This is a genomic window from Marinovum sp. PR37, from assembly GCF_028807375.1.
GTDB classification, from domain to species: Bacteria; Pseudomonadota; Alphaproteobacteria; order Rhodobacterales; family Rhodobacteraceae; genus Marinovum; species Marinovum algicola.
Genome location: NZ_JARAML010000001.1, coordinates 229854 through 254644, shown reverse-complemented (window position 1 = coordinate 254644; position 24791 = coordinate 229854). Strand labels below are relative to the sequence as shown.

The window sequence follows — 24791 nt, the reverse complement described above, 5'->3', positions numbered from 1 at the left end:
CCTCTGCTCCTGTCGTCCCGGCCCGGCCTGGCGGGCCTCGGGCGCCTCTCCGCCCGCCACTCGGCCGGATCAGGGCAGGGAAATACGGCATTTCTGTGGCGTCCCGGCCCTCCGCCCGGGGTCAGGCTGGCCAGCGGTGCTCAGGCAAACATCTGGCGCAGCGCCAAGGTCTGTCTTTGCCCCAGATCCGTGCCATGGGCGTCCAGGAATCCTTCGGCCGCCGCGGCCCCGGCGTCATGCAGCTGGCCGATCACCGTCGCGAGCGGCACCAGCTTGGTGGCAACGCTGAGATCGTTCATCAGCGCGTCATCGGCGATCATGTGAATGCGGGCGTTTTTCATGCTGCCGTCTTCGATCTTGCCCTGGCCGATCAGCCGCTGGACAAAATCGATGGCGCGCAGCTCGCGCAGAAGCGAGGAATTGAAGCTGATCTCGTTGATCCGGTTCTGGATATCCTGGGCGCTGCGCGGCACTGCGCGGCGTTCGATCGGATTGATGTTGATGATCACGATGTCATCGGGCAACGCGGGGTCGAACAGCGGAAACAGCGCCGGGTTGCCGGTATAGCCGCCGTCCCAATAGGCCTCGGTGGTGCCGTCGGGCTGGGCGATCTCGACCGCCTGAAACAGCGTCGGCAGGCAGGCCGAGGCCAGGATCACGTCGGTGTTGATCTCGTCACCGGTAAAGACCTGCACCTTTCCGTCGCGCACCCGGGTGGCGCAGATGTGAAGATCCGGGCCCTGCCCCTCGTCACAGACCCGGCCATAGTCGAAATGACCGACCACCTTGGCCAGCGGATTCTGGTAGAACGGCCCATAGGCATAAGGCGAGACCACCCGGCTCAGGGTGTCGACAAAGGCAAAGGCGGGCGAGGCCTCGATCGCACGCGCGACAAAATAGGGATCGGGAACAAAGTTCTCCATCCAGGCCGGGATGCGCATGTCGCCCAGCCCGCTGACCTCGTTCCAGAGCGCGCGCAGGCTCTCGCGGGCGCCCGCGCGGCCATTGGCAACCCAGCCGGATTTCAGCGCGGCGCCATTGAGCGCCCCCGCCGAGGTGCCCGAGATGCCGGCAATCTCGATCCACTCCTCTTCGAGCAGCCGGTCGAGCACCCCCCAGGTAAAGGCGCCATGCGCGCCGCCGCCCTGCAAGGCCAGATTGATCCGCACGGTCTCGGGCAATCACCTATCCACTTCTTCTGTTTGGAAACCCCCTTGGGGGGCAGGCCGGAGGGCCCGGCAGGCCCGCCTTTCTGAACCTACGGGCAAGGCCCGCAGCCGCGCCCTCAGAGCGCGGTCCAGCCGCCGTCGACGCTGATCGTGGTGCCGGTGATCTGTGCCGCCGCGTCGGAACAAAGGAACACCGCGGTGCCGCCGATCTGTTCGGTGGTGGCAAATTCCTTCGAAGGCTGGCGCTCGAGGATGACCTTCTGCTTGGCCTCTTCCTCGGTCATGTCGTATTTCTTCGCGGTGTCGGGGATCTGGCTTTCGACCAGCGGCGTCAGCACATAGCCTGGGCAGATCGCATTGGCGGTGATCTCCTCGCGTGCGCATTCCAGCGCCACGGTCTTGGTCATGCCGACAACGCCGTGCTTGGCCGTCACATAGGCCGATTTGTACGGCGAGGCGGTCAGCCCATGGGCGCTGGCGATATTGATCACCCGGCCCCAGCCCGCCTTGCGCATCAACGGCAGCGCCACGGCGGTGGTGTGAAAGGCCGAGGACATGTTGATCGCGATGATCGCGTCCCATTTGTCCTGGGGGAATTCATCGATCGGTGCCACATGCTGGATGCCGGCGTTGTTCACCAGGATGTCGCAGACCCCGGCCTGCTCGATCAGCGCGCGGCACTCCGCGCCCTTGGACATGTCAGCTTTGATATACCTCGCGGTCACGCCGAACTCTTCGCCAAGCGCGCGCGCCAGGGCGTGATCTTCGTCGCGGTCGGTAAAGGAGTTGAGCACCACATCGGCGCCGGCCCTGGCCAACTCGCGCGCCACGCCAAGCCCGATGCCAGAATTCGATCCCGTGATAACAGCCGTCTTGCCCTTGAGCGTCATGATCCGCGTTCCCTTGATGCCGTGATTCTGCACCGCAGCCTAGTCGCTGCATTTGCAAAAGGCCAAGGGGTTGCGCCGGGCGCGCACATCGCTAAGAGGCAGATCTGCTTGGGTTTTGGGCAGAAAAAAACCCCGGCACGAAGCCGGGGTTAAGTTATTGAGGCAGGTTTCATACAGGCAAGAAACCTATCGAGCAGTGCCCCCTTTATAAGCAATCTCGCGCCGGTATCCAAGCTAAAAGTTTGAAAAGGCATAAATCCCCCGTTACGGTCCGAGGCCAATAATATAAGGCATGCGGGAGATTGTTGCCAAAATGCGTCCAGTTTTTTTCCGTCACCTCGCCGCCGCGGGTGCCGCAGCGGCACTGATGTCCGTCGCCGGATTCGCCTGGGCCGCGCCTCAGCATGGCATAGCTATGTACGGAGACCCGGCCCTTCCCCCAGATTTTGAGCATCTGCCCTATGCCAATCCCGATGCGCCCACCGGCGGGCGTATCGTCACCGGCGAGACCGGCGGCTTCGACAGCCTCAATCCGCATATCGCCAAGGGCTCGGTTCCTTGGCAGTTGCGGTTTCTGGCCTACGAGAGCCTGATGGGCCGGAGCTGGGATGAACCCTTCTCGCTCTACGGGCTTTTGGCCGAATCGATAGAGGTCGGGCCGAATCGAGGCTGGGCGGAATTCACCCTGCGCGAAGAGGCGCGGTTCTCGGATGGCAGCCCGGTCACTGTCGAAGACGTGATGTGGTCTTACGAGACGCTCGGCACCGTGGGCCACCCGCGTTACCACGGGCTGTGGAACAAGATCGAGACCATGGAGCAGACCGGTCCGCGCAAGATCCGCTTTACCTTCGCTGAAGAGGACCGGGAACTGGCGCTGCTGGTCGGCATGCGGCCGATCCTGAAAAAGGCGCAATGGCAGGACAAGGATTTCACCCGCTCCGGGCTCGACAATATCCCGGTCTCGACCGCGCCTTACGTGATCGAGGATTTCGAGGCTGGCCGCTTCGTCTCGCTCAAGCGCAACCCCGAGTATTGGGGCAAGGAACTGCCCTTCCGCCGCGGCACCAACGTGATCGACGAGATCCGCATGGAGTTCTACGGCGACGGCTCGGTCGCCTTCGAGGCCTTCAAGGCCGGCGAGGTCACCACCAACCGCGAATTCAACGGCGGCAAATGGGAGACGCAGTATGAATTCCCCGCCGTCGAACGCGGCGATGTGATCAAATCGGTGATCCCGCATCAGCGGCCCTCGGGCATCACCGGTTTCGTGATGAACACCCGCCGCGAGATCTTTCAGGACTGGCGGGTCCGCGACGCGCTGATCCATGCCTTCAACTTCGAATACATTAACGAGACGCTCACCGGCGGCGAACAGCCGCGCATCACCTCGTATTACTCGAATTCGGTGCTGGCGATGCGGGACGGCCCGGCCGAGGGGCTGGTGGCCGAGTTTCTCGAGCCGTTCGAGGACGAGCTGCTGCCCGGCGCGCTCGAAGGATACACCCTGCCCCAGGCCGATGGCTCGGCCCGCAACCGCAAGAACATCGCCAAGGCGATGGACTTGCTGGAACAGGCTGGCTGGACGGTACAGGACGGCGTGATGAAGAACGCCGAAGGCCAGCCCTTCCGCTTCGAAATCCTGCTCAGCCAGGGCGCGACCGAAGAGCAATCGATGATCGACCTCTATACCCAGGCGCTCGAACGGCTGGGCATCAGCCCGACGGTCACGATGGTCGACAGCGCGCAGTACAAGGACCGCACCAACAACTACGACTTCGACATGACCTATTACCGGGTCGGCGTTTCGCTCAGCCCGGGCAACGAGCAGCGCCTCTACTGGGGCAGCGAGGGCGTCGAGGCGCCGGGCACCAAGAACTGGATGGGGATGAATTCGCCGGCGGCCGAGGCGATGATCGACAAGCTGGTCAATTCCGAAAGCCGCGAGCAATTCCTCGCCTCGGTGCGGGCGCTTGACCGGGTGCTGACCACCGGGCGCTATGTGATCCCGATCTATCAGTTCAACATCAGCCGGATTGCACATGTAAAGGAACTCAAGTACCCCGCGCACATCCCGATGTACGGCGACTGGATCGGCTGGCAGCCTGACGTCTGGTGGTATGAAGAGGACTGATCATTGCGTTGCATTCTCCTGATTGTCGCATGCGGCACGCTTGTCGCCTGCGGCCCGGTCAAGGCGGTCATCAAGGCGCCGGTCAACGCCGCCGACGCGGTGGTCGATACCCTGCTCTGACCTACGAAACCATGGCGGTGGCGCCACGCGCCGCCGCCCTTTCCGGTTTATATTCGAATTTTCCGACAATGACGCTTGAGGCGTTGCCGCGACATGCTAAGGTCCGTTCAGCGAGGGGCGATCTTGACATAGGGCGCCATTATGGACTGGAACGATATAAGCACGAACTGGACCGTCAGCTTCAAACGGCTGAAGTCCCGCTTTCCGCGCATCGACGAACAGAAGTTCGGCGACGAGCCGGTGCGTCGTGACGTGCTTGCCGCGCATCTGGCGCATCAGCACGACCTGACCGAGCTTGAGGCCGAAGAGGAACTGCGCGACTGGGCCTATGTCCAGAGCCTCGCCCGCCAGGCCAGCGAACTCGAGGCCGGCTGAGCCCGCGCTCTGACGGCCCGCTCCGGTCTCTGACCTTCCGCTCCGGCCAACCTGTCACGCCAGCGATGTCACCCAGAGGATGGTTGCGTCATCCTGGCTGACGGAGATGACGTTGTGGCCCATGGTGGCATCGTAATAGGCGCTGTCGCCGCGGCGCATCTCGATCGGCTCGTAGAATTCGGTGTACAGCTTGATCGCCCCGGTCAGCACATACAGAAACTCTTCGCCGTCATGGCGCACCCAGCCGTCGAATTCCGCCAGGTCGCGGGCCCGGATGCGGGCGCGATACGGCAGCATCTGTTTCTTGGTCAGCCCTTCGGCCAGCAGCGCATGCTCATAGGTGGTCGTGGCATGTGCCGCGCCCTCGCCCGAACGGGTGACCGACATCCGGCCGTTGACCTTTTCGTTCTGCGGCTGAGTAAAGAGCTGCGGCACCGTGATGCCCAGCCCCTGCGCCAGCTTCTTGAGCGCGTCATAGGTGGGCGACATCTGGCCGTTTTCGATCTTGGACAGCGTCGACCGCGCCAGGCCCGCCTTCTTGGCGGCCTGTTCCAGCGTCCAGCCGTGGCCCTTGCGCAGCTCGCGCACACGCTCGCCCAGATCGAGCGGCTCGGTATGGATCGGCTCGCCTGTCTTGTCACGGGCGACGCGGATCAACTGCGCATTGTCTTCTTTCGTCATGCAAATGCTATAGGCAGGCTTGGCCGCGCTTGCAACTCTGCCTGCGCTTACCTAGGCCTTGCGCCATGATGACGCCCGATGCATCCAGCCTGTTCGATCAGGGCCCGCCGCCGCCCTGCCCCGCGCCCTTCAACCTGGCCGGTTTCGTGCTGCGCCATGCCAGCGCCCAGCCCGACAAGATCGCGCTTGCCCTGCTCGGTCCGTCACGGGCCGAACGCTGGAGCTATGCCCGGCTCGAGGGTGCGGTGCGCGGTATCGCCACCGGGCTCTTGCAGCGCGGGCTGACCCCGGGCGACCGGGTGCTGATGCGGCTGGGCAATACCCCGGATTTCCCGCTGGCCTTCCTCGGCTGCATTGCCGCCGGGCTGATCCCGGTGCCGACCTCGGCCCAGCTCTCCGACCCCGAGACCGCGCGAATCATCGACATCCTCTCTCCGGCGCTCATCCTGCGTGACCCGGCGGTGGCCTGCGCCGAGACCGACGTGCCGCTGCTGCCCGCCGCCGCACTGCACGAAATGGCCACCCTGCCGCCAGCGGATTTCGCCCTGGGGGCCCCCGACCGCCCGGCCTATATCGTCTTTACCTCCGGCACCTCCGGCGTGCCGCGCGCGGTGGTGCACGCGCATCGCGCGGTCTGGGCGCGGCAGATGATGGTGGCGGGCTGGTACGATCTGCGCGCCAGCGACCGGCTCTGCCACGCCGGTGCCTTCAACTGGACCTTCACCCTCGGCACCGGCCTGCTCGACCCCTGGGCCGCCGGGGCCACGGCGCTGATCCCGGCGCGCGGCTCCGATCCGGCGATGCTGCCGCTCCTGCTGAAACGCCACGACGCCACGCTCTTCGCCGCGGCCCCCGGCATCTTCCGCAAGCTGCTTTCGCGCCCGCTGCCGCCGCTGCCCAGGCTGCGGCATGCGCTCTCGGCCGGTGAAAAGCTGCCCGAGACCCTGCGCGGCACCTGGCGGGCCGAAACCGGAACCGAGATCTACGAGGCCTACGGCATGTCGGAATGTTCGACCTTCATATCCTCCAGCCCGGCCACGCCCGCGCGCCCCGGGCTGCTGGGCAGGCCCCAGCCCGGCCGCCGCATCGCGCTTTGCGACGGGGATGGCCCGGTGCCACTGGGAGAACCGGGCGAGATCTGCATTGCCGACAGCGATCCCGGGCTGATGCTGGAATACCTCGGCGCCCCCGAGGCCACCGCCGCCCGGCGTTATGACGGCTGGTTCCATACCGGCGACCTCGGGCGGATGGAGAGCGACGGCCAGATCGCCTATCTCGGCCGCGCCGACGACATGATGAACGCCGGCGGTTTCCGCGTCTCGCCGCAGGAGGTGGAACAGGCGCTGCACGATGTGCCCGGCCTGACCGGCCTCGCCGTCACCGATGTCGAGATCAAGGCCGACACCCGCGTCATCGCCGCCTTCTACACCGCCGAAACCGATCTGACCGAAGCGCTGACCCGCCGCGCCGAGGCGCAGCTTGCCCGCTACAAACAGCCCCGGCTGTTCCGCCGGCTGGACCGCCTGCCCACCGGCCCCAACGGCAAGCTGTCGCGCCGCGCACTGCGCCAGTGGTTCACCACCTGACGGGGCCCCGGCGCGGCCCGCGTCCCGGCCCCCGCCGGGACCTCCCCCCTCGCCATTCCGGCAACATCCTGTTACATGCCCGGGAATTCCGCAACAAAGGTGCCTGTTCCATGGTCAAGCTCGATATCCTCTCAGACCCGATCTGTCCGTGGTGCTACATCGGCAAATCCTACCTCGATCGCGCCCTGGCGGCGGCCCCCGATCACCCCTTTACCATCGAATGGCACCCCTTCCAGCTCAACCCCGAGATGCCCGCCGACGGCATGGACCGCCGCGCCTATCTCGAAGGCAAGTTCGGCGGCAAGGAGGCCGCGATCCAGGCCTATCTGCCGGTGCATGAACATGCCGAGACCGCCGGGCTGGAACTCCATCTCGACAAGATCACCCGCACGCCCAATACGCTCGACGCGCACCGGCTGATCCACTGGGCCGGCATCGAGGGCAAGCAGACCGCCGCGGTCTCGGCCCTGTTCAAGGCCTATTTCGTCGAGGGCCGCGACATCGGCGATCATGACACCCTGGCCGATATCGCCGACGGGCTCGAGATCGACGCCTCGGTGATCCTGCGCCTGCTGCAAAGCGACAGCGACGCCCAGGACATCCGCGACCGCGACGCCGCCGCCCGCGACATGGGCGTAACCAGCGTGCCGACCTTCATCGTCGATGGCAAACATGCGGTGCCCGGCGCGCAACCGCCCGAACTTTGGGCAAAGGTGATCGCGGAAATTCGCGAAAAGTCCGCCTGAGCGCCACAGTCGGTATACATTTGCATACAGGGCTTCTTTTGAGACGCGGTTTGCTCTAGCACTATATCCAGTGTTCGAACCGACCTATCAAAAGAGGCCCCGATGACCCGGATCAAGGTAGACACCCCCATCGTCGAGCTCGATGGCGACGAGATGACCCGCATCATGTGGGATTTCATCAAGAAAAAGCTGATCGAGCCCTATCTCGATATCGACCTGCTGTATTACGATCTCGGTATCGAGGAGCGCGACCGCACCGACGACAAGGTGACCTTCGACGCCGCCGAAAAGATCAAGGAGATCGGCGTCGGCGTCAAATGCGCCACCATCACGCCGGATGAAGCGCGGGTCGAGGAATTCGGCCTGAAACGCATGTACCCCTCGCCCAATGGCACCATCCGCAACATTCTGGGCGGCGTGGTGTTCCGGGCGCCGATCATCTGCCGCAACGTGCCGCGCCTGGTGCCGGGCTGGACCCAGCCGATCGTCGTCGGCCGCCACGCCTTCGGCGATCAGTACAAGGCCACCGATTTCCACTATCCCGGCCCCGGCAGGATTACCCTGAAATACGAAGGCGCCGATGGCACGGTGATCGAAAAAGAGGTATTTGACGCCCCCGCCGCCGGCGTCGCCATGGGCATGTACAACCTCGACGCGTCGATCCGCGATTTCGCCCGCGCGTCATTGAATTACGGGCTCAACCTCGGCTGGCCGGTCTATCTCTCGACCAAGAACACCATCCTCAAGGTCTATGACGGCCGCTTCAAGGACATCTTCGAAGAGGTCTACGAGGATGAATTCGCCGCCAGGTTCAAGGCCGCCGGCATCTGGTACGAACACCGGCTGATCGACGACATGGTGGCCAGCGCGCTGAAATGGTCGGGCGGCTTCGTCTGGGCCTGCAAGAATTACGACGGCGACGTGCAATCCGACACCGTGGCCCAGGGCTTCGGCTCGCTGGGGCTGATGACCTCGATCCTGATGACGCCCGATGGCAGGACGGTCGAGGCCGAGGCGGCCCATGGCACCGTCACCCGCCACTACCGCCAGCACCAGAAGGGCGAGGCCACCTCGACCAATTCCATCGCCTCGATCTACGCCTGGACCGGCGCGCTGAAACACCGCGCCAAGCTGGATGAAAACGTGGCCCTCCGGGCCTTTGCCGAAACGCTCGAGCGGGTGATCGTCGAAACCGTGGAATCCGGCCATATGACCAAGGATCTGGCACTGCTGGTCGGCCCCGATCAGAAGTGGCTCACCACCATGGGCTTCCTCGAAAAGATCGATCAGAACCTCGACCGCGCGCTCAAGGGGTAGGCTCGGCGAATCGCCGCGCCCGATTTCCGCCGCAATCGGGCGCGGCATTGTTTCGCCGGAGCGCGCAATCCCCCAAGGCCGCGCAGAATGGTTCCGACCAGGCAAAAGAGCCGCTGCAATTTGCTGAAAATGCGTCGTTTTTCGAGATGGAAGTTGTCAAAACAGCGGCTTGGGCTTACTCATGTCCCCATCGAATGAAAGTGGAAGACGCCCCCGGCGCAGGCCCCCACCCGCGGCCGCCCAGAGCTGGAGACGGCGGCCTCTTCCCCCCGGATCACAATTCCGCTGGACGGCTGAGGCCCTCTCAAGCGTTTCGCCCAAAGGCCGGCCCCGCTCTCACATCCGGGCCGGCCTTTCTCGTTCCCGTCTCGGTCCCGCACCACACGGGCGTCGGCCCTCACGCCTCCGGCGCGGCCCTGCCCCCCCGATAGCCCATCGCCACCACGAATTTCTCCGAGGAATCCGATCGCGAGCTCGGCGGTTTGACATGCGCCACCTTGGTGAAATTCTGCTTCAACAGCTTCTGAAGATCGCCCTCGGCCCCGCCGGCCAGCACCTTGGCGACAAAGGTTCCGCCGTCTTCCAGCACGTCAAAGGCAAAATGCGCCGCCGTCTCGCAGAGCATCATGATCCGCAAGTGGTCGGTCTGCTTGTGCCCCGAGGAGGCCGCCGCCATGTCCGACATCACCACATCCGCCGCGCCGCCCAGCCAGGTCTTCACCTTCTCGTCAGCGTCATCCTCGAGGAAATCGAGCTGATGGATCTCGGCCCCGGCAATCGGCTCGACCTCCTGGAGATCGATCCCCAGCACCGACCCCACCGCTTTGCCGCTTTTCTCGCCAAGCGCATTGACCCGTTTTACCGCCACCTGGCACCAGCCGCCCGGTGCACAGCCCAGGTCCACCACCCGCGCCCCCGGCACCAGAAAGCGGAACTTCTCGTCCAGCTCGAGGATCTTGAAGGCCGCGCGGCCGCGATAGCCCTCGGCCTGGGCCCGTTTGACATAGGGATCGTTCAACTGCCGCTGCAACCACCGCGTCGAGGACAGCTTGCGCCCCCGCGCGGTCTTGACCTTGACCTTGAGGTCGCGCTGCCCGCGCCCGGAGGTGTTCTTGCCGCTCGGTGTCTTCGCCATGGTCCAGCACTTCTTTTCTTCACAAATACCGCCGGGGGTTTGGGGGCAGAGCCCCCATTCCGGCCCGAAGGGCTCATTAAGCCTGCGCAGCAGCCATTGTCAAAGCGCCGGCCTCAGAACGGCCCGTCCTCGAGCACCCCGTCGGCCGACATCTGCGCATAAAGCAGTCCCTCGCGCAGCCCCCGGTCCGCCACCGAGAGCCGGTCGGTCGGCCAGCTCCGCAGCAGCGCCTGAAGGATCGCCGCGCCCGACATGATCAGCGCCTGCCGGTCCTGGCCGATCCGCGGATCGCGCCGCCGGCCCTCGGGGCCAAGCTCGAGATAGCGGTTGATCACCTTGTCGATCTGGTCGGAGGTCATCCGCAGCCCGTCCACCTTGGTCCGGTCATAGCGCTTCAGCCCGAGATGCGAGGCCGCCACCGTGGTCACGGTGCCGCTGGTGCCGACGATCTGGAACCCCTCGCGCGCCTGTTCGTCCTTGTAAGGCGCGAAATCGGCCAGGTTCTCCTCGAAGAACCACGACATCAGCGCATACCGCGCGGCATCGTCCTGCACGTCGTTGAACTGGTCGCGCAGCGTCGCCACGCCGAGCGGCACCGAGATCCAGTCCACCACCCGGGCCACCGGAAACGGGCTGTCGGCATTGTGAAAGCCGGCGTGCAGCCGCATGATCGCCCGCGGCCGGTCATGGTTGGGCACGGTCGAGAGATCGATCCAGACCAGCTCGGTCGAGCCGCCGCCGATATCCACCACGAGCAATTGCTCGGTTTTGGTCGAGACCAGGGGCGCGCAGGAGATCACCGCCAGCCGCGCCTCTTCCTCCGGCTCGATGATGTCGAGTTGCAGCCCGGTCTCGCGGCGGACGAATTTCACCAGGTCGCGGGCGTTCTTGGCCCGCCGACAGGCCTCCGTCGCCACCAGCCGCATGCGCGTCACCTTGTGGCGGCGCAGCTTCTGGCCGCAGATTCGCATCGCCTGAACCGTGCGCCCCATCGAGGCGCGGCTCAGCCGCCCGGAGCGTTCCAGCCCCGATCCCAGCTGCACCGACTTGGAGAAGCTGTCCACCACATGAAACTGACTGCCCTTGGGTTGGGCAATCAGCATGCGGCAGCTATTCGTGCCCAGATCCAGGGCGGCATAAAGCTCGTCCGGATTGGGCGGTTTCGGCGCGGGGCTCTCGACCGGTTTCGGGAATGCGCCCGCACCCTTGGGACGCCTGGGCGCCATCTTAACGCCCTCCGAGTATCGTGTTGCTTCCGAGGATAGGCGCGCGCCCGGCTTCGCGCAAGCCACCCTGTCATGCGATCGTCAACAAGGCGGCCTCTCGCCCGGGAAATCGGCATTGAGCCCGGCTCATCATCTGCATGAGTATTATGAGCGGGCTTCAGGGTTTCCCTTGGCGCCTCCTGCCTTTATCCAGAGTTCGGGCGCATCCGGCGTCGCTCGGACGCGGTCAATTGTCGAAATTGAGACGTGGCACCCGGCCCCCCTGATCTATTCAGGGTCCATCGGAGAAGGGGAATCGCATGGTTGATGTGACAGTGGTCTATTGGCGGGATATTCCGGCGCAGGTCATCGTCGGCAAGGGTCGCCGGGCTGCCAAGGTCCAGCTGCCGGAGCGGTTCGAACAAGCCATCGACAGGGCTGCAATGAAGGTTGGCGCCGACGGCACGGATGATTATCTGGCCGAATGGCGCAAGGCCGCCCCCTATCCGGTTGAGGGCGATGCCTCGGAGGTGGCCGCGCAGGAAGCGGCGCGGCTCGAGGCGGAGTATGATCGTGACAGGATCAAGGCTCTCATTGCCAACGACGGATGGGCAACTGCCGGCTAAGGCGGCCCGACCCGATGACGCCACACAAGCTATGGGAGGCCGCGATGGCCCTGCTCAGTTTCAAGAAGCGCGACACAGCGCCAGATCGTCCGGCCGCCGCCGAGGTCGAGGCCTTTCTGCAAGGCTATTCCATCGAGGTGATGCCCCGCACCGCCGAAAAGGTCGAGAGCTTTCGCGACCTGCTGGCACCGGGCACCCGGGTCTATATCGCCCATATCGACGGCACCCTGATCGAGGACATGGTTGCCACCGCCCGCCGGCTGGCCGACGAGGGCTATCCGGTGATGCCGCATTTCCCGGCGCGCATCATCAAGGACCGCGCCACGCTGGAAAACTGGCTGGCCATGTACCGCGGCGAGGCCGGCGTCGACCAGGCGCTGCTGCTGGCCGGGGGCGTCACGACGCCGGTCGGTGACTTCGACAGCTCGATCCAGCTCTTGGAAACCGGTCTCTTCGACAAGGCGGGCTTCAAGCGTCTGCATGTCGCCGGCCACCCCGAGGGCAACCGCGACATCGATCCCGACGGCGGCTCGGCCAATGTCGATGCGGCGCTGCGCTGGAAGAACAAGTTCAACGAGACCACCGACGCCGAAATGGCGCTCGCCACCCAGTTCGCCTTCGAGGCCGGGCCGATCATCGCCTGGGCCGACGCGCTGCGCGAGGCCGGCATCACCCTGCCGATCCACATCGGCATCGCCGGCCCGGCCAAGCTGCAAACCCTGATCAAGTTCGCCATCGCCTGCGGTGTCGGCCCGTCGCTGAAAGTGCTGCAAAAGCGGGCGATGGATGTCTCCAAGCTGCTGCTGCCTTATGAGCCCACCGACGTCGTCACCGAGCTGGCGCTGCACAAGGCCCGCCACCCGGAATTCAACATCGAACAGGTGCATTTCTTCCCGCTGGGCGGGATCAAGGCCAATGCCACCTGGGCCATCGACCACGGCGGCGCGGCCACCCGCCCCGCCAGCCAGACCTGAGGACAGACATGCCCGCGTTGCTTTTCGATCTCGACGGAACGATGCTCAATTCGGATCCGATCCATCTTCAGGTCTACAAGGAGATGTGGGCAGCGCGTGGCATGGAGCTGGCGGACGCGGAATACATGACACATATGCACGGCCGCCTGAACGTCGATATCTATGCCGAATTCCTGCCCGACGAGCCCGACCACCAGGGCCTGTCGGACTGGAAGGAAGCGCAGTTCCGCGCGCGCCTGCCGCGGCCCTATCCGGCCATGCCGGGGGTCGAGGCGCTGGTGGCGCAGGCGGTGGCCGAGGATTGGCCGCGCGCCATCGTCACCAATGCCATGCGGCTCAATGCCGAAGCGATGCTGGGCGCGATCGGGCTGCGCCAGCATTTCGAGGTGATCGTGATCGGCGAGGAATGCCCCAGGGGCAAACCCGATCCCTATCCCTATCAGGAGGCCATGCGCCAGCTGGGCGTCACCCCCGATCAGGCGGTGGCCTTCGAAGACAGCCCCTCGGGCACCCGCGCGGCGCGCAGCTCGGGGGCCTATACCGTGGGCATCCGTTCGGGTCTGGACGACCACAGCCTGCGCCAGGCCGGGGCGCATGTCACCCTGCAAGATTTCACCGATCCCGCGCTGTCAGATGTCCTGAAGCGCTTCAAAGGAGTAGCCGCATGACGCGCACCATCGTCGAGTCGAAAACCAAAACCGCCGTCTTGGGCTTTGACGAGCCGTTCTGCGTCATTGGCGAACGGATCAACCCCACCGGCCGCAAGAAGCTGGCCGCCGAGCTGGAGGCCGGCGATTTCTCGACCGTCGAGACCGACGCGCTGGCGCAGGTCGCCGCCGGGGCCAATATCCTGGATATCAACGCCGGGGTGGTCTACAACTCCAACCCCAACCCGAACGAGACCGAGCCGCCGCTGATGACCAAGATCATCGAGCTGGTGCAGGGCCTCGTCGACGTGCCGCTCTGTATCGACAGCTCGGTGCCGGGCGCGCTCGAGGCCGGACTGGCCGCCGCCGAAGGTCGGCCGCTGCTGAACTCGGTCACCGGCGAGGAGGAGCGGCTGGAGCTGGTGCTGCCGCTGGTCAAGAAATACAACGTGCCGGTAGTGGCGATCTCGAACGACGACACCGGCATTTCCGAGGATCCCGACGTGCGCTTTGCGGTCGCCAGGAAGATCGTCGAACGCGCCGCCGATTTCGGCATTCCGGCGCATGACATCGTGGTCGACCCGCTGGTAATGCCGATCGGCGCGATGGCGACCGCCGGCAAACAGGTCTTTACCCTGGTCCGCCGGCTGCGCGACGAACTGGGGGTCAACACCACCTGCGGCGCCTCGAACATCTCGTTCGGCCTGCCCAACCGGCACGGCATCAACAACGCCTTCCTGCCGATGGCCATGGGCGCCGGCATGACCAGCGCCATCATGAACCCGGTCCAGATGCCGGTAACCCAGGCCAGGATCGCCGAAAAGAAGGCGGAAGTGGCTGCCGCCGGACTCGTTCTGCCCGAGGGGATGGACGACGAGACCTTCGTGACGCTCTTTGGCCTCGGCTCGACCAAGGTGCGCCCCGGCAAGGAGATGGAGGCCATTCGCGCCGCCAACCTGCTGACCGACAACGACGCCCATGGCGGCGCCTGGATCGCGTTCAACAAGGTGGCGCCGAAAGCCGGTCAGGAAGGCCGCGGCCGGGCCGGCCGCAGCGGCGGCCGCCGGCGCCGGGCCTGAGGGCGGAGCGAGGGGCCAGCCCCTCGCGCTCCCCGAGGTATTTCGAGCAAGAGGAAATCAGGGGCGCTGGCCGAGGTCGGCACCCCTTTCGGGTTCGGGCGGTCAGCGGCCTTCGTATTGCGCCGGGCGCTTTTCCATGAAGGCCAGAACACCCTCCTTGAAGTCGCGGGTCTGGCCGCATTTGCCTTGCAGCCGGGCCTCGAGCAGAAGCTGGTCGTCGAGCGGATTGTCGAACGAGCTGCGGATCGCGGTCTTGACGTGCCGGTAGGCTTCGGTCGGGCCCTTGGCGAGATGGGCGGCGCGGGCTTTCCAATGGGCGGCAAAGGCGTCATCCTCGACCGCTTCCCAGATCATGCCCCAATCGCTGGCCTGCTGCGCGCTGATCCGGTCGGCGAACAGCGCCGCGCCCATCGCCTTGGCGGCGCCCATCTGACGCGGCAGCCAATAGGTGCCGCCGGCGTCGGGGATCAGGCCGATGCGGGTGAAGGCCTGGAGGAAAAAGGCGCTCTCGGTGGCAATCACCACATCCGCTGCCAGTGCGAGATTGGCGCCGGCCCCGGCGGCCGGGCCGTTGACGGCGCAGATCGTCGGGATCGGACAATCGAAGATCGCGCGCAGCATCGGCACATATTCATCGCGCAGCACCCGCTCCAGATCGAGCTTGGCGGCAGAGCTGGCATCGCCCAGATCCTGGCCGGAGCAGAAGGAGGGCCCGGCCCCGGTCATCACCAGCACGCGGGCCGTTTCGCCCGCCGCCCGCACGGCATCGGTGATCTCGGCGCGCATCTGGGTGTTGAGCGCGTTCATCACATCGGCGCGGTTCAGCGTGAGTACGGCGATGTCGTCGGAAATCTCGAGGGTGATGGCTTCGTAGTTCATGTCTCGCGGCCCTGGTGTTTGCTGTCGGCGCGAGACTGGCGCAATGGCAGGTCCGAGGCCAGAGCAAACGCGGCGTCACGCCACCTCTCGGCGCCAGGCCTCGAGCGCCGGGTTGTCACCGGCGCCCGCAGAGGGGTCGGTCGCATCCGGCGCCTGCATGTCGTCAAGCCGGCGCAGATTGTCGACCACCTGCGGCACCTGCGCGACGGTCTGCGCCAGCTCGCGCCGGAACGCCTGGCCCTTGGCCTGGTGGCGGGCGCCGAAATAGAAGCTGACGATGGCCCCGAGCAGCCACCACAGCGGCTCTGGCACCAGGGCGATGCCCTGCATCCGGGCCGCGAACCAGATCGGATCGGTCATCGCCGCCACGAAAAGCCCCAGCGTGCCCATCGCCATCGCCGGCCGCGGCAGCCGGTTCACCGCATCCATCAGCCGGTCGAACCAGCCGCGCCGGTCGCGGCGGAACTCCTTGCCGAATTGCGCCAGCGTCGCCTGGTGCAGCGTCACCTCGCGCGCGGCGCCCTTTTCGGCATTCTCGCGAAACACCTCGACCGTTTCGGCCAGGGCATTGCGGCCGCCGCCAAAGACCAGCGACAGGGCCCGTTCGATCAGCCCCATGCCGCAACCCTCCGGCCGAATTCCGCATCAGTCAGGTGATAGCGCGGCGAGATGAAATCCTCGGCCCGCCGGATCCAGCCGCCCTTGCCGCCGGCCCGCGTGCGGGCATATTTGCGGCTGGCCGGGCGCCGGTCGGCGAGACGGAAATAGTAGTTGCGCCGGGCAATGCCATAGGCGTCGGCGAAATGGCGCGGGCCGGCCCGTTCGGCCCGGGCGGCGGCGGCGGCGGTCTGCGGGCCGATCACGCCGTCGACGGCGATTTTCTGGCCCATGTCGCACAACAGCCGCTGAAGGATCTTGACCGCATTGGCGCCGGCGTTGACATACATGTCAAAGGCGCTGGCCTGAATGCTTTCGGGCAGTTTCGCGATGCCGGGCCGAATGAAGTAATGGCGGATGAAGATATCCACCGCCTGCTCCTGGGTCAGCCGGCGGACATCGGCCGTTGTCACCGCGCCGTCACCGTCGAGATCGAGCCCGAGCCGGCGCAGGGTGTGAATGGTGACACCGTGCTTGGTAGCGCCGCCGGGATCGTCGGGGTCGTTCACATAGCCGCCCTCGCGGGCGATGATCTCATCGGCAATCTGCCGGACCGAATGTTGCAGCATCTCTGCCTCGCTTGCGCTGTTGACGCGACAAGTCTGGGCAGGACGGGGTTAACGCAGGCTCATGCCAGCGTGCGGTGCAACATCCGGCGGCCGCACACCACGCCGGATGCCGGCGCGGGCAAATCAGCCCTCCGGCTCTTGGTAGACACCTTGCTCCTTGAGCGCGTCCACCACCTCTCGCGGCATGTAGGTCTCATCGTGTTTGGCAAGGATTTCAGAGGCCTCAAAGGTTCCGTTGATGTATTTCCCGGTGCCCACCATGCCCTGATTCTCGGCAAAGAGGTCGGGCAGGATGCCCTGATAGCTGACCGGCACGACGGCGTTGCCATCGGTCACCTTGAAATCGATCCGGTTGTCCTGCCCCTGTTGCAGCGAGCCGGCTTCGACCAGCCCGCCGATGCGGAACACCTCGGTTTCGCGCGGCGGATCGGCAACCACTTGCGACGGCGAGCGGAAGAAGTTGATCCCGTCGCGCATGGCATAGCCGATCAGCCCGGTGGCCAGCACAAGCGCCACCGCTGCCACGGCGATCACCTGAATACGGCGTTGTTTTTTCAGGTTTCTCATCAGCGACCTCCCTATGGAAACAGCGGCGCCATCATCAGCCCGGCGGTTTCTTCCAGCCCAAGCATAAGATTGGCATTCTGAAGCGCTTGTCCAGAGGAGCCCTTGGTCAAATTGTCCAGTGCGACAATAAGGATCGCCCGCCCCGCGATGCGGTCGCCGGTGACACCGACATGCACGAAGTTCGAGCCGCGCACGTGATGGGTGCTCGGGGTCTGGCCAAACGGCAGCACCTCGACAAAGGGCTCATCGGCATAGGCCTTGGCAAAGGTCTCATGCACCTGCGCCGCATCGCCGCTGACATAACCGGTGGCCAGGATGCCGCGATTGGCCGGGATCAGGTGCGGGGTGAACTGAACCTTGACCTCGCGGCCGGCAAGTGCCGCGAATTCCTGATCGAATTCGCCCAGGTGCCGGTGTGTGCCGCCGACCGCATAGGCATTGTACCCCTCGGACAGCTCGGCATGGAGCAGATTTTCCTTGAGACTGCGCCCGGCGCCCGAAACGGCACATTTCATGTCGAGGATGATGTCGTCCAGCCCGATCACCCCGGCGGAAATCAACGGCCGCAGGGCAAACTGGCCGGTCGCGGCATTGCAGCCGGTGCCGGCCACCAGCCGCGCGGCGCGGATGTCGTTGCGGTAGAACTCGGTAAGGCCATAGACCGCCTCGCCCTGCATCTCGACCGCGGCATGGGCGTTGCCGTACCATTTTTCATAGGCCGCCGGATCACGCAGCCGGAAATCGGCGGACAGATCGACGATCTTGAGGTCGCGCGGCAGATCGCGGATCACCTCCTGGCTGGTCTTGTGCGGCAGGGCGCAGAAACACAGGTCGATGCCGGCAAAGTCGATCTCGTCGATCCTGACCAGATCGGGCAGATCGAGATGGCGCAGATGCGGGAAGACATCGGCCATCTTCAGGCCGGCCTTGCGCTCGGCCGCAAGCGCGGCGATTTCCATATCGGGATGGGTGGCGATCAGCCGGACCAGCTCTGCCCCGGTATACCCCGACGCGCCGAGGATTGCGATTTTCTTTGTCATATCAAGATCTCCCACAAGGGTATGAATGTGCCGCACGAGGCCTGCGGTCAGGGCCGTCGCCGCGCGTGCATTGGATCACGGTCAGGCTTTGACGAAGTCGATCTTTCGTCGCAGAAACCGCGTGGCGCCATCGCTCACCCGGCGCGGATCGCCGGTGGTCAGAAAGCGGGTTTCTCCGGCATCGCCAACCATTTGCGGATGGCGATGCAGGTAATCCGCGAGGCTCTCGGCGACGATATCGGCCTGGCTGAACACCTTGACATCGGGGCCCAGGGACTGCTGAAAAATCTCGGCCAGAAGCGGATAATGGGTGCATCCCAACACCGCCGCCTGCGGCCCAGGCATCTTACGCCTAAGCGCTTCGACATGGCTGCGCACCAGCGCTTCGGCAAGGATCAGATCGCCTTCTTCAATGGCGTCGACCACGCCGCCGCAAGCCTGAGCTTCGACGTCTACCCCTATGGCGCGAAAGGCCAATTCGCGCTGAAAAGCACGGCTCGATACGGTGGCCGGCGTGGCAAAGAGCGCCACGTGCTTGATCGCGACCTCGCGCGGCGGCGACTGGTCGCCCCAGTTTCGCTCGGTCATGGCCTCGATCAGCGGCACAAAGACGCCGAGCACCCGCTTGCCCTGCGGCACGCCGGCCTCTTGCATCCGGCGCAGCGCGGCGGCGCTGGCGGTGTTGCAGGCGAGGATCACCAGATCGCAGCCCTCATCCCAGAGACGGGTCACGCCGGCGCGCGTGAGATCGTGGATGTCATCCACGGTGCGCACGCCATAAGGCGCATGCGCCGAATCCGCATAATAGACAAAGGGCACCTCCGGCAGCCGCCTCGCCACCGCGTCCCAGACCGTCAGCCCCCCGAGGCCGCTATCGAAAATTCCAACTGCCATCAGCGCTTACGACCTGTGCCGCTCCTCGAACTCGAACCCGTAATCATAGGATTCCAAAGGTGTCGGAGACAGCTCATACGTGGCTTTGCGCAGGAAATCCATCATTGCCCGCCCATCCTTGGCGCGGGCCTGCAACTCCGCACGCGGGATCGGCTCGCCGATCGCCACCCGCACCGGGGTGTTGACCCGCCGCCGAAACTCCTGGATCAGCAGCCCCATGCGCAGGGTGTTGTGCAGATGGCTGGCCAGCTGGAACAGCCGCGAGGTGTGGCCATCGAAATAGATCGGCACCACCGCCGCATCGGATTTCGCGATCATCCGCGCGGTAAAGGTGCGCCACCCCGGATCCATCGGCCGCCTGAACGGTTTGACCGCGGTCGAAACCGTACCGCCGGGAAAGATGCCGATGGCGCCGCCCTCGGCCAGATAGGCCAGCGAGGCCTTGCGGGTCTCGATATTGGTGCGCATCGCCTCCTTGGATTCCGAGAAATCGACCGGCAGGATGATCCGGTCGAGCTCGGAGGCCTTGCGGAAAATCTTATGCGCCATGATGCGGAAATCGCCCCGCACCACCGACAGGATATGGCCCAGCATCAGCCCGTCGAGGATGCCGTAGGGATGATTGGCAATGACGATCAGCGGGCCGTCCCTGGGGATATTGTCCAGCGCGCCGCGCGTCACCTCCAGCCCCAGACCGTAACGTTCGACCATGACCTGCCAGAAATCCTCGCCATCGGCGACGGCCAGCTCATAGCCATCGGCCCGCTTGATCAGGCCAAGCCGGCCGGTGGCATTTTCCATCAGCCGGATCATGGCGCGGCCGCCACGGGTCTCGGCGGAATAGGCATAAGAGATGTCTCTGGCGACCTGCCGCTTGCTCTGCATGGCAAGACCTTTGTCAGGGGTTTTCGGCCTGTTTACATCCCTTTCCTGCCCGCTTCAAAGCAAAACCGCGTGGGCTCATTCGGCTGCCTTGCGCAGTTCGGGCCCGCCCGCGCGGATCACCGCCAGAAGCTCTTCGCGGCGCTTGGCCGCCTTGGCTTCATTGGCCGCCTTGACCGGACCAAAGCCGCGGATATCGAGCGGCAGCCGCGCCAGCGCGATGATGGCGTCGCGGGTATTGGCCGTCAGACCGGGCAGAACCTCGTCCAGGTCGCGCTCGTATTGCGTGATCAGGGCGCGTTCCAAGCGGCGATCCTCTGAATAGCCAAAGACATCCAGCGGCGTGCCCCGCAACCCTTTGAGCTTGGCGAGGATCTTCATCGGCCCAAGCAGCCATTCGCCGAACTCGCGCTTTTTCGGGCGGCCGTCAGGGCCCGCCTTGCTCAGGATCGGCGGCGCCATGTGCAGGCGCATCTTGAACTCACCCTCAAAAGTGCCTTTGGCCTTTTCCCGGCTGTCGATCAGCAGCCGCGCCACTTCATATTCGTCCTTGTAGGCCAGCAGCTTGTGATAGCCGAGCGCCACCGCCTCGCGCAGCGCCTCGTCCTCGATTGCATCGACGCGGCCGCGATAGCGCTTGGCCAGCCGATTGCCCTGATACCGGGTCAGATGATCGGCGCGGAAGGCGATGCGCTCTTCCAGAGATTTGGGCAGCTCGACCACCCTGGGTTTGGCCATCTCGTCGGCCTCTTGCGGGTACAGCGCAGCCCAGCGCCCGATTTCGAAAGCGCGCTGGTTGCGCTCGACCGCCTGGCCGTTCATCTCGACCGCCTGAAGGATGGACGCATGGCTGAGCGGCACGAGGCCTTTCTGCCAGGCGGCGCCAAACAGGATCATGTTGGAATAGATCGAGTCGCCCATCACCGCGCGGGCCAGTTCCGACGCGTCGAACATCGTCAGCCGATCTTTGAGCCGCGCCTCAAGAGCGAGCTGCAACCTGTCGGACGGAATGGAAAATTCCGTATTTCTGGTAAAGTCGCCGGTGATGATTTCATGGCTGTTGACCACGCCGCCGGTGCGCCCGCTGCGCATCAGGCCGATGGTCTTGGCCCCGGCCGAGACCACCAGATCACCGCCGATCAGCGCATCCATCTCGCCGGTTGCGACACGGATTGCGCTGATATCAGATGGTTTTTCCGCCAGCCGACAATGGATCGCCACGGCGCCGCCCTTCTGCGCAAGGCCGGCCATTTCCATCATGCCGGCGCCCTTGCCGTCAAGCTGCGCGGCCTGGGCCATCACCGCGCCGATTGTCACTACGCCGGTGCCGCCGACGCCGGTGATCACCACGTTGTGGGTGCCGTTGATCGCCGGCAATTCGGGTTGCGGCAGGTCCGGCAGGTCAAGCTCGCGCGTGGCACCCTTTTTCACCTTGGCCCCTTCCAACGTGAGGAACGACGGGCAAAACCCTTTCAGACAAGTGAAATCCTTGTTGCAGGCCGATTGGTCGATGGCCCGTTTGCGGCCAAGTTCGGTCTCTTCCGGCACGATGGCGACGCAGTTCGACTGCACGCCGCAATCGCCGCACCCCTCGCAGACGTCGGTGTTGATGAACACCCGCCTGTCGGGATCGGGGAACTTGCCGCGCTTGCGCCGGCGGCGCTTCTCGGCAGCACAGGTCTGGATATAGACGATGGCCGACACGCCTTCGATCTCGCGGCACCGGGTCTGGACGTTCTCCATCTCGTCGCGCTCTTGAATTTCCACGCCCTTGGGAAATTTCTCGAGATCGACGTCTTCTTTCTGGTCGTAAACCACGAAAACCTTGTTCACGCCCATCGCCTGCAATTCGCGCACGATGCGATAGGGGCTGAGGTCGCCCTCGTTGGGCTGGCCGCCGGTCATGGCGACGGCGTCATTGTATAGGATCTTGTAGGTGATATTCGTCCCTGCCGCCAACGCGGCGCGGATCGCCAGCGACCCGGAGTGGTTGTAGGTGCCGTCGCCGAGGTTCTGGAACACGTGGTTGGTGTTGGAAAACGGCGCCTCGCCGATCCAGTTCGCGCCCTCGGCCCCCATATGCGTAAAGCCAGTGGTCTGGCGGTCCATCCATTGCACCATGTAGTGACAGCCGATGCCGGCATAGGCCCGGCTGCCGTCGGGCACCTTGGTCGAGGTGTTGTGCGGACAGCCGGCGCAGTAATAGGGCAGCCGCGCCGCGATCTCCTGGGCGTTGTCGCCGGCGCGGGCCTGGCGCAGCGCGTCGAGCCCGGCGCGGATGCCATCGGTGCCGCGCCCTTCTTCGATCAGGATGTCGCCCAGTTTTTCGGCAATCCAGATCGGATCGAGCGCGCCACGGGTCGGGAAAAGCTCGTCGCGGTGCATGCCGCCGGCCCCGCCCTTGTACCAGCCATAGACGCGGCGGCCCCGCCGGTCGTCGAAGATTGCTTCCTTGACCTGCACCTCGATCAACTTGCGCTTTTCCTCGACGATGACGATCAGGTCGAGCCCCTCGGCCCAGTCGTGGAAGGAATGCATGTCGAGCGGGAAGGTCTGGCCCACCTTGTAGGTGGTGATACCCAGCCGGTCGGCCTCACCCTCGTGGATGTTGAGCAGGCTCATTGCATGTTGCAGATCGAGCCAGTTCTTGCCCGCGGCGACAAAGCCGATCTTGGCGCCGGGCTTGCCCCAGACGCGCTTGTCCATCCGGTTGGCGCGGGAAAAGGCCTCGGCGGCAAACCGCTTGTAATCGATCATCCGCGCTTCCTGGGCATGCGGCGTGTCGCCTAGCCGGATGTTGAGACCGCCTTCGGGCATGTCGAAGTCAGGCAAGCGGAAGCTCAGACGGTGCGGGTCGCCATTGACCACGGCGGTGGTCTCGATGGTGTCCTTCATCGTCTTGAGGCCGACCCAGAGCCCGGCAAACCGCGACAGGGCAAAGCCGTAGAGGCCGTAATCAAGGATCTCCTGCACCCCGGCCGGCGAAACCACCGGCATATAGGCATCGACAAGCGCCCATTCCGACTGGTGCAGCACGGTCGAGCTTTCGCCGGTGTGGTCGTCGCCCATCGCCATCAGCACGCCCCCCAGCGCCGAGGTGCCCGCCATATTGGCATGGCGCATCACGTCGCCGGAGCGGTCCACCCCCGGCCCCTTGCCGTACCAAAGGCCGAAGACGCCGTCATATTTACCCTCGCCGCGCAGCTCCGCCTGTTGCGAGCCCCAGAGCGCGGTGGCGGCCAGGTCTTCGTTCAGCCCGGGATTGAAGGTGACATCGGAGGCACGCAGCAGCTTTTCCGCCTTGCTCATCTGAAGATCGACCGCGCCCAGAGGCGAACCGCGATAGCCGGTGACATAGCCTGCGGTATTGTGCCCGGCCGCTGCATCGCGCGCCTTTTGCGCCAGCATCAGCCGGACAAGCGCCTGGGTGCCGTTCAACAGGACAGGCGATTTCGTCAGATCGAACCGGTCGTTCAGGGAAATTTTCTGCTGGCTCATGGACCCCTCCCAAGGTGCTGCGCGTGCTAGAGTATAGCGCCATATTAGGTCATAATTGCTGACCTTACGAGGAAAATTTTTCGTGACATTGCCATGTTAGCGTTATCTAGGCGTCGTAAAGGTTTTTCTTGCAAAATCAGGCGACAGGCATCACGAAAGAAACGACTATGGATTGGGATAAACTCAGAATATTTCATGCGGTTGCCGACGCCGGCAGCCTGACGCATGCGGGCGATGTGCTTCACCTGTCGCAATCGGCGGTGAGCCGGCAGATCCGTGCGCTCGAAGAAAGCCTGAACACGACGCTGTTTCACCGCCACGCGCGGGGGCTGATTCTCACCGAACAAGGCGAGCTGCTGTTCGACGCCACCTCGTCGATGAACAAACGGCTCGAAGCGGCCGCCGCGCGCATCCGTGACAGCGAGGAAGAGGTCTTTGGCAGCCTGCGGGTGACCACCACCACCGGCTTCGGCTCGCTCTGGCTGGCGCCACGTCTGGCCAAGCTCTATGAAAAATACCCCGACCTCAACATCGACCTGATGCTCGAGGAGCGCGTGCTCGACTTGCCGATGCGCGAGGCCGATGTCGCCATCCGCATGAAAGAGCCGAGCCAGGCTGATCTTGTGCGCAAGCGGCTGATGTCGGTCTGGATGCGGCTCTATGCGTCGCCGGAATATCTCGAACAGCATGGCACCCCCCAATCGCTGGATGATCTGGAAAACCACAGGTTGATCTGTCAAAGGACCGATTCTACCCAGGTAGGTGCCGGTCAAGTCTTTGTTCAGCGTTTGCTGACCTATGACGTGAAATCGACGCTCAACGTGAACAACTATTTCGGTGTGCTTCAGGCGGTGATCAACAATCTCGGCATCGGTGTTCTGCCGCATTACGTGATCGAGGATTTCCCCCGGGCCGTGCGGGTTCTGCCCGATGAAGAGAGCGGCGAAATCCCTGTTTTCCTTGCCTATCCCGAAGAGTTGCGGCAATCTCGCCGTATCGCTGCTTTCAGGGATTTCGTTCAGGAGGAAATCATCGCGCACCGCCGCCAGCTGCGTGAGAACATCTGAGCCACAGCCAACAACCCGCCCCGACGCCCACGAATTGATCACTCGCGAGGTGAGGTA

Annotated in this window: 23 protein-coding genes; 10 read left to right on the top strand and 13 right to left on the bottom strand. The window is 64.6% G+C overall.

All coding sequences use genetic code 11. The features are described 5' to 3' along the window. Window positions 1-140: 140 nt before the first annotated feature. Window positions 141-1181 (bottom strand): patatin-like phospholipase family protein, encoded by a 1041-nt coding sequence (locus PVW49_RS01190; RefSeq protein ID WP_074835743.1) that lies wholly within the window; start codon window positions 1179-1181, stop codon window positions 141-143. A 104-nt stretch (window positions 1182-1285) separates the two neighbouring features. Next, window positions 1286-2059, bottom strand: a complete 774-nt coding sequence (locus PVW49_RS01185; protein WP_048533784.1) for a 3-hydroxybutyrate dehydrogenase — start codon at window positions 2057-2059, stop codon at window positions 1286-1288. Between the two features lie 313 nt (window positions 2060-2372). Between PVW49_RS01185 and PVW49_RS01180 the strand changes: the two genes are divergently transcribed. Both PVW49_RS01180 and PVW49_RS01175 read left to right on the top strand, forming a co-directional pair. Then, entirely contained in the window at window positions 2373-4190 is a 1818-nt protein-coding gene (locus PVW49_RS01180) for an extracellular solute-binding protein (RefSeq protein ID WP_371398862.1), read from the top strand. 261 nt (window positions 4191-4451) lie between these two features. Then, on the top strand, window positions 4452-4685 hold the full coding sequence (locus PVW49_RS01175; RefSeq protein WP_274589695.1) for a hypothetical protein: 234 nt from the start codon (window positions 4452-4454) through the stop codon (window positions 4683-4685). Between the two features lie 54 nt (window positions 4686-4739). On the opposite strand, the gene PVW49_RS01170 is transcribed toward PVW49_RS01175, so the two are convergent. Then, entirely contained in the window at window positions 4740-5366 is a 627-nt protein-coding gene (locus tag PVW49_RS01170; RefSeq protein WP_048531916.1) for a helix-turn-helix domain-containing protein, read from the bottom strand. 65 nt (window positions 5367-5431) lie between these two features. Here PVW49_RS01170 and PVW49_RS01165 point away from each other — a divergent pair, with 65 nt between their 5' ends. The 3 genes from PVW49_RS01165 to PVW49_RS01155 all read left to right on the top strand — a co-directional run bounded on the left by PVW49_RS01165 (window position 5432) and on the right by PVW49_RS01155 (window position 9015). After that, entirely contained in the window at window positions 5432-6952 is a 1521-nt protein-coding gene (locus PVW49_RS01165; protein WP_274589694.1) for a class I adenylate-forming enzyme family protein, read from the top strand. 110 nt (window positions 6953-7062) lie between these two features. Further along, window positions 7063-7698 (top strand): DsbA family oxidoreductase, encoded by a 636-nt coding sequence (locus PVW49_RS01160; RefSeq protein WP_048531917.1) that lies wholly within the window; start codon window positions 7063-7065, stop codon window positions 7696-7698. Between the two features lie 102 nt (window positions 7699-7800). Beyond that, window positions 7801-9015 (top strand): NADP-dependent isocitrate dehydrogenase, encoded by a 1215-nt coding sequence (locus PVW49_RS01155; RefSeq protein ID WP_074835748.1) that lies wholly within the window; start codon window positions 7801-7803, stop codon window positions 9013-9015. Between the two features lie 397 nt (window positions 9016-9412). On the opposite strand, the gene PVW49_RS01150 is transcribed toward PVW49_RS01155, so the two are convergent. Both PVW49_RS01150 and PVW49_RS01145 read right to left on the bottom strand, forming a co-directional pair. Beyond that, on the bottom strand, window positions 9413-10150 hold the full coding sequence (locus PVW49_RS01150) for an RlmE family RNA methyltransferase (RefSeq protein ID WP_048531919.1): 738 nt from the start codon (window positions 10148-10150) through the stop codon (window positions 9413-9415). A gap of 113 nt (window positions 10151-10263) precedes the next feature. Next, window positions 10264-11376, bottom strand: coding sequence for a Ppx/GppA phosphatase family protein (locus PVW49_RS01145; RefSeq protein ID WP_048531920.1), 1113 nt, complete (start codon window positions 11374-11376; stop codon window positions 10264-10266). 299 nt (window positions 11377-11675) lie between these two features. On the opposite strand from PVW49_RS01145, the gene PVW49_RS01140 reads away from it, so the two are divergent. The 4 genes from PVW49_RS01140 to PVW49_RS01125 are packed head-to-tail and all read left to right on the top strand — an operon-like array spanning window position 11676 to window position 14681. Next, entirely contained in the window at window positions 11676-11981 is a 306-nt protein-coding gene (locus PVW49_RS01140; protein ID WP_048531921.1) for a virulence factor, read from the top strand. A 44-nt stretch (window positions 11982-12025) separates the two neighbouring features. Continuing rightward, window positions 12026-12955, top strand: coding sequence for a 5,10-methylenetetrahydrofolate reductase (locus tag PVW49_RS01135; RefSeq protein ID WP_074835750.1), 930 nt, complete (start codon window positions 12026-12028; stop codon window positions 12953-12955). A gap of 8 nt (window positions 12956-12963) precedes the next feature. Then, window positions 12964-13623 carry an HAD family hydrolase gene (locus PVW49_RS01130; RefSeq protein ID WP_274564549.1) on the top strand — a complete coding sequence of 220 codons (660 nt, stop codon included), beginning with the start codon at window positions 12964-12966 and terminating at the stop codon, window positions 13621-13623. Beyond that, on the top strand, window positions 13620-14681 hold the full coding sequence (locus tag PVW49_RS01125) for a dihydropteroate synthase (protein ID WP_074835751.1): 1062 nt from the start codon (window positions 13620-13622) through the stop codon (window positions 14679-14681). The genes PVW49_RS01130 and PVW49_RS01125 overlap by 4 nt, the downstream gene beginning before the upstream one ends. Before the next feature lie 102 nt (window positions 14682-14783). On the opposite strand, the gene PVW49_RS01120 is transcribed toward PVW49_RS01125, so the two are convergent. From PVW49_RS01120 to PVW49_RS01085, 8 genes are all read right to left on the bottom strand, one after another. Further along, window positions 14784-15560, bottom strand: coding sequence for an enoyl-CoA hydratase-related protein (locus PVW49_RS01120; protein ID WP_074835753.1), 777 nt, complete (start codon window positions 15558-15560; stop codon window positions 14784-14786). A 75-nt stretch (window positions 15561-15635) separates the two neighbouring features. Continuing rightward, entirely contained in the window at window positions 15636-16178 is a 543-nt protein-coding gene (locus PVW49_RS01115; RefSeq protein ID WP_274589693.1) for a holin family protein, read from the bottom strand. Then, window positions 16169-16786 carry a holin-associated N-acetylmuramidase gene (locus PVW49_RS01110; RefSeq protein ID WP_048531927.1) on the bottom strand — a complete coding sequence of 206 codons (618 nt, stop codon included), beginning with the start codon at window positions 16784-16786 and terminating at the stop codon, window positions 16169-16171. Before PVW49_RS01110 ends, PVW49_RS01115 begins: the two co-directional genes overlap by 10 nt. Window positions 16787-16909: 123 nt before the next feature. Next, window positions 16910-17353 carry a cytochrome c maturation protein CcmE gene (gene ccmE / locus PVW49_RS01105; protein ID WP_048531928.1) on the bottom strand — a complete coding sequence of 148 codons (444 nt, stop codon included), beginning with the start codon at window positions 17351-17353 and terminating at the stop codon, window positions 16910-16912. An 11-nt stretch (window positions 17354-17364) separates the two neighbouring features. Then, window positions 17365-18393, bottom strand: a complete 1029-nt coding sequence (gene argC / locus PVW49_RS01100) for an N-acetyl-gamma-glutamyl-phosphate reductase (protein WP_074835756.1) — start codon at window positions 18391-18393, stop codon at window positions 17365-17367. Between the two features lie 81 nt (window positions 18394-18474). Further along, window positions 18475-19287 carry a glutamate racemase gene (locus PVW49_RS01095; protein WP_048531930.1) on the bottom strand — a complete coding sequence of 271 codons (813 nt, stop codon included), beginning with the start codon at window positions 19285-19287 and terminating at the stop codon, window positions 18475-18477. Window positions 19288-19293: 6 nt separating this feature from the next. Beyond that, entirely contained in the window at window positions 19294-20172 is an 879-nt protein-coding gene (locus PVW49_RS01090) for a lysophospholipid acyltransferase family protein (RefSeq protein ID WP_074835759.1), read from the bottom strand. Between the two features lie 75 nt (window positions 20173-20247). Then, window positions 20248-23667: an indolepyruvate ferredoxin oxidoreductase family protein gene (locus tag PVW49_RS01085; RefSeq protein WP_274589692.1), complete on the bottom strand. Its 3420-nt coding sequence runs from the start codon at window positions 23665-23667 to the stop codon at window positions 20248-20250. A gap of 167 nt (window positions 23668-23834) precedes the next feature. Here PVW49_RS01085 and PVW49_RS01080 point away from each other — a divergent pair, with 167 nt between their 5' ends. After that, on the top strand, window positions 23835-24734 hold the full coding sequence (locus PVW49_RS01080) for a LysR family transcriptional regulator (RefSeq protein ID WP_048531933.1): 900 nt from the start codon (window positions 23835-23837) through the stop codon (window positions 24732-24734). The last annotated feature ends 57 nt before the right edge of the window (window positions 24735-24791 follow it).

What these genes read in the sequence shown, in the direction of transcription:
- PVW49_RS01185 (WP_048533784.1), bottom strand. Translation starts at nt 2,059, where the DNA reads ATGACGCTCAAGGGCAAGACGGCTGTTATCACGGGATCGAATTCTGGC.
- PVW49_RS01180 (WP_371398862.1), top strand. Translation starts at nt 2,373, where the DNA reads ATGCGTCCAGTTTTTTTCCGTCACCTCGCCGCCGCGGGTGCCGCAGCG.
- PVW49_RS01175 (WP_274589695.1), top strand. Translation starts at nt 4,452, where the DNA reads ATGGACTGGAACGATATAAGCACGAACTGGACCGTCAGCTTCAAACGG.
- PVW49_RS01170 (WP_048531916.1), bottom strand. Translation starts at nt 5,366, where the DNA reads ATGACGAAAGAAGACAATGCGCAGTTGATCCGCGTCGCCCGTGACAAG.
- PVW49_RS01165 (WP_274589694.1), top strand. Translation starts at nt 5,432, where the DNA reads ATGATGACGCCCGATGCATCCAGCCTGTTCGATCAGGGCCCGCCGCCG.
- PVW49_RS01160 (WP_048531917.1), top strand. Translation starts at nt 7,063, where the DNA reads ATGGTCAAGCTCGATATCCTCTCAGACCCGATCTGTCCGTGGTGCTAC.
- PVW49_RS01155 (WP_074835748.1), top strand. Translation starts at nt 7,801, where the DNA reads ATGACCCGGATCAAGGTAGACACCCCCATCGTCGAGCTCGATGGCGAC.
- PVW49_RS01150 (WP_048531919.1), bottom strand. Translation starts at nt 10,150, where the DNA reads ATGGCGAAGACACCGAGCGGCAAGAACACCTCCGGGCGCGGGCAGCGC.
- PVW49_RS01145 (WP_048531920.1), bottom strand. Translation starts at nt 11,376, where the DNA reads ATGGCGCCCAGGCGTCCCAAGGGTGCGGGCGCATTCCCGAAACCGGTC.
- PVW49_RS01140 (WP_048531921.1), top strand. Translation starts at nt 11,676, where the DNA reads ATGGTTGATGTGACAGTGGTCTATTGGCGGGATATTCCGGCGCAGGTC.
- PVW49_RS01135 (WP_074835750.1), top strand. Translation starts at nt 12,026, where the DNA reads ATGGCCCTGCTCAGTTTCAAGAAGCGCGACACAGCGCCAGATCGTCCG.
- PVW49_RS01130 (WP_274564549.1), top strand. Translation starts at nt 12,964, where the DNA reads ATGCCCGCGTTGCTTTTCGATCTCGACGGAACGATGCTCAATTCGGAT.
- PVW49_RS01125 (WP_074835751.1), top strand. Translation starts at nt 13,620, where the DNA reads ATGACGCGCACCATCGTCGAGTCGAAAACCAAAACCGCCGTCTTGGGC.
- PVW49_RS01120 (WP_074835753.1), bottom strand. Translation starts at nt 15,560, where the DNA reads ATGAACTACGAAGCCATCACCCTCGAGATTTCCGACGACATCGCCGTA.
- PVW49_RS01115 (WP_274589693.1), bottom strand. Translation starts at nt 16,178, where the DNA reads ATGGGGCTGATCGAACGGGCCCTGTCGCTGGTCTTTGGCGGCGGCCGC.
- PVW49_RS01110 (WP_048531927.1), bottom strand. Translation starts at nt 16,786, where the DNA reads ATGCTGCAACATTCGGTCCGGCAGATTGCCGATGAGATCATCGCCCGC.
- ccmE (WP_048531928.1), bottom strand. Translation starts at nt 17,353, where the DNA reads ATGAGAAACCTGAAAAAACAACGCCGTATTCAGGTGATCGCCGTGGCA.
- argC (WP_074835756.1), bottom strand. Translation starts at nt 18,393, where the DNA reads ATGACAAAGAAAATCGCAATCCTCGGCGCGTCGGGGTATACCGGGGCA.
- PVW49_RS01095 (WP_048531930.1), bottom strand. Translation starts at nt 19,287, where the DNA reads ATGGCAGTTGGAATTTTCGATAGCGGCCTCGGGGGGCTGACGGTCTGG.
- PVW49_RS01090 (WP_074835759.1), bottom strand. Translation starts at nt 20,172, where the DNA reads ATGCAGAGCAAGCGGCAGGTCGCCAGAGACATCTCTTATGCCTATTCC.
- PVW49_RS01085 (WP_274589692.1), bottom strand. Translation starts at nt 23,667, where the DNA reads ATGAGCCAGCAGAAAATTTCCCTGAACGACCGGTTCGATCTGACGAAA.
- PVW49_RS01080 (WP_048531933.1), top strand. Translation starts at nt 23,835, where the DNA reads ATGGATTGGGATAAACTCAGAATATTTCATGCGGTTGCCGACGCCGGC.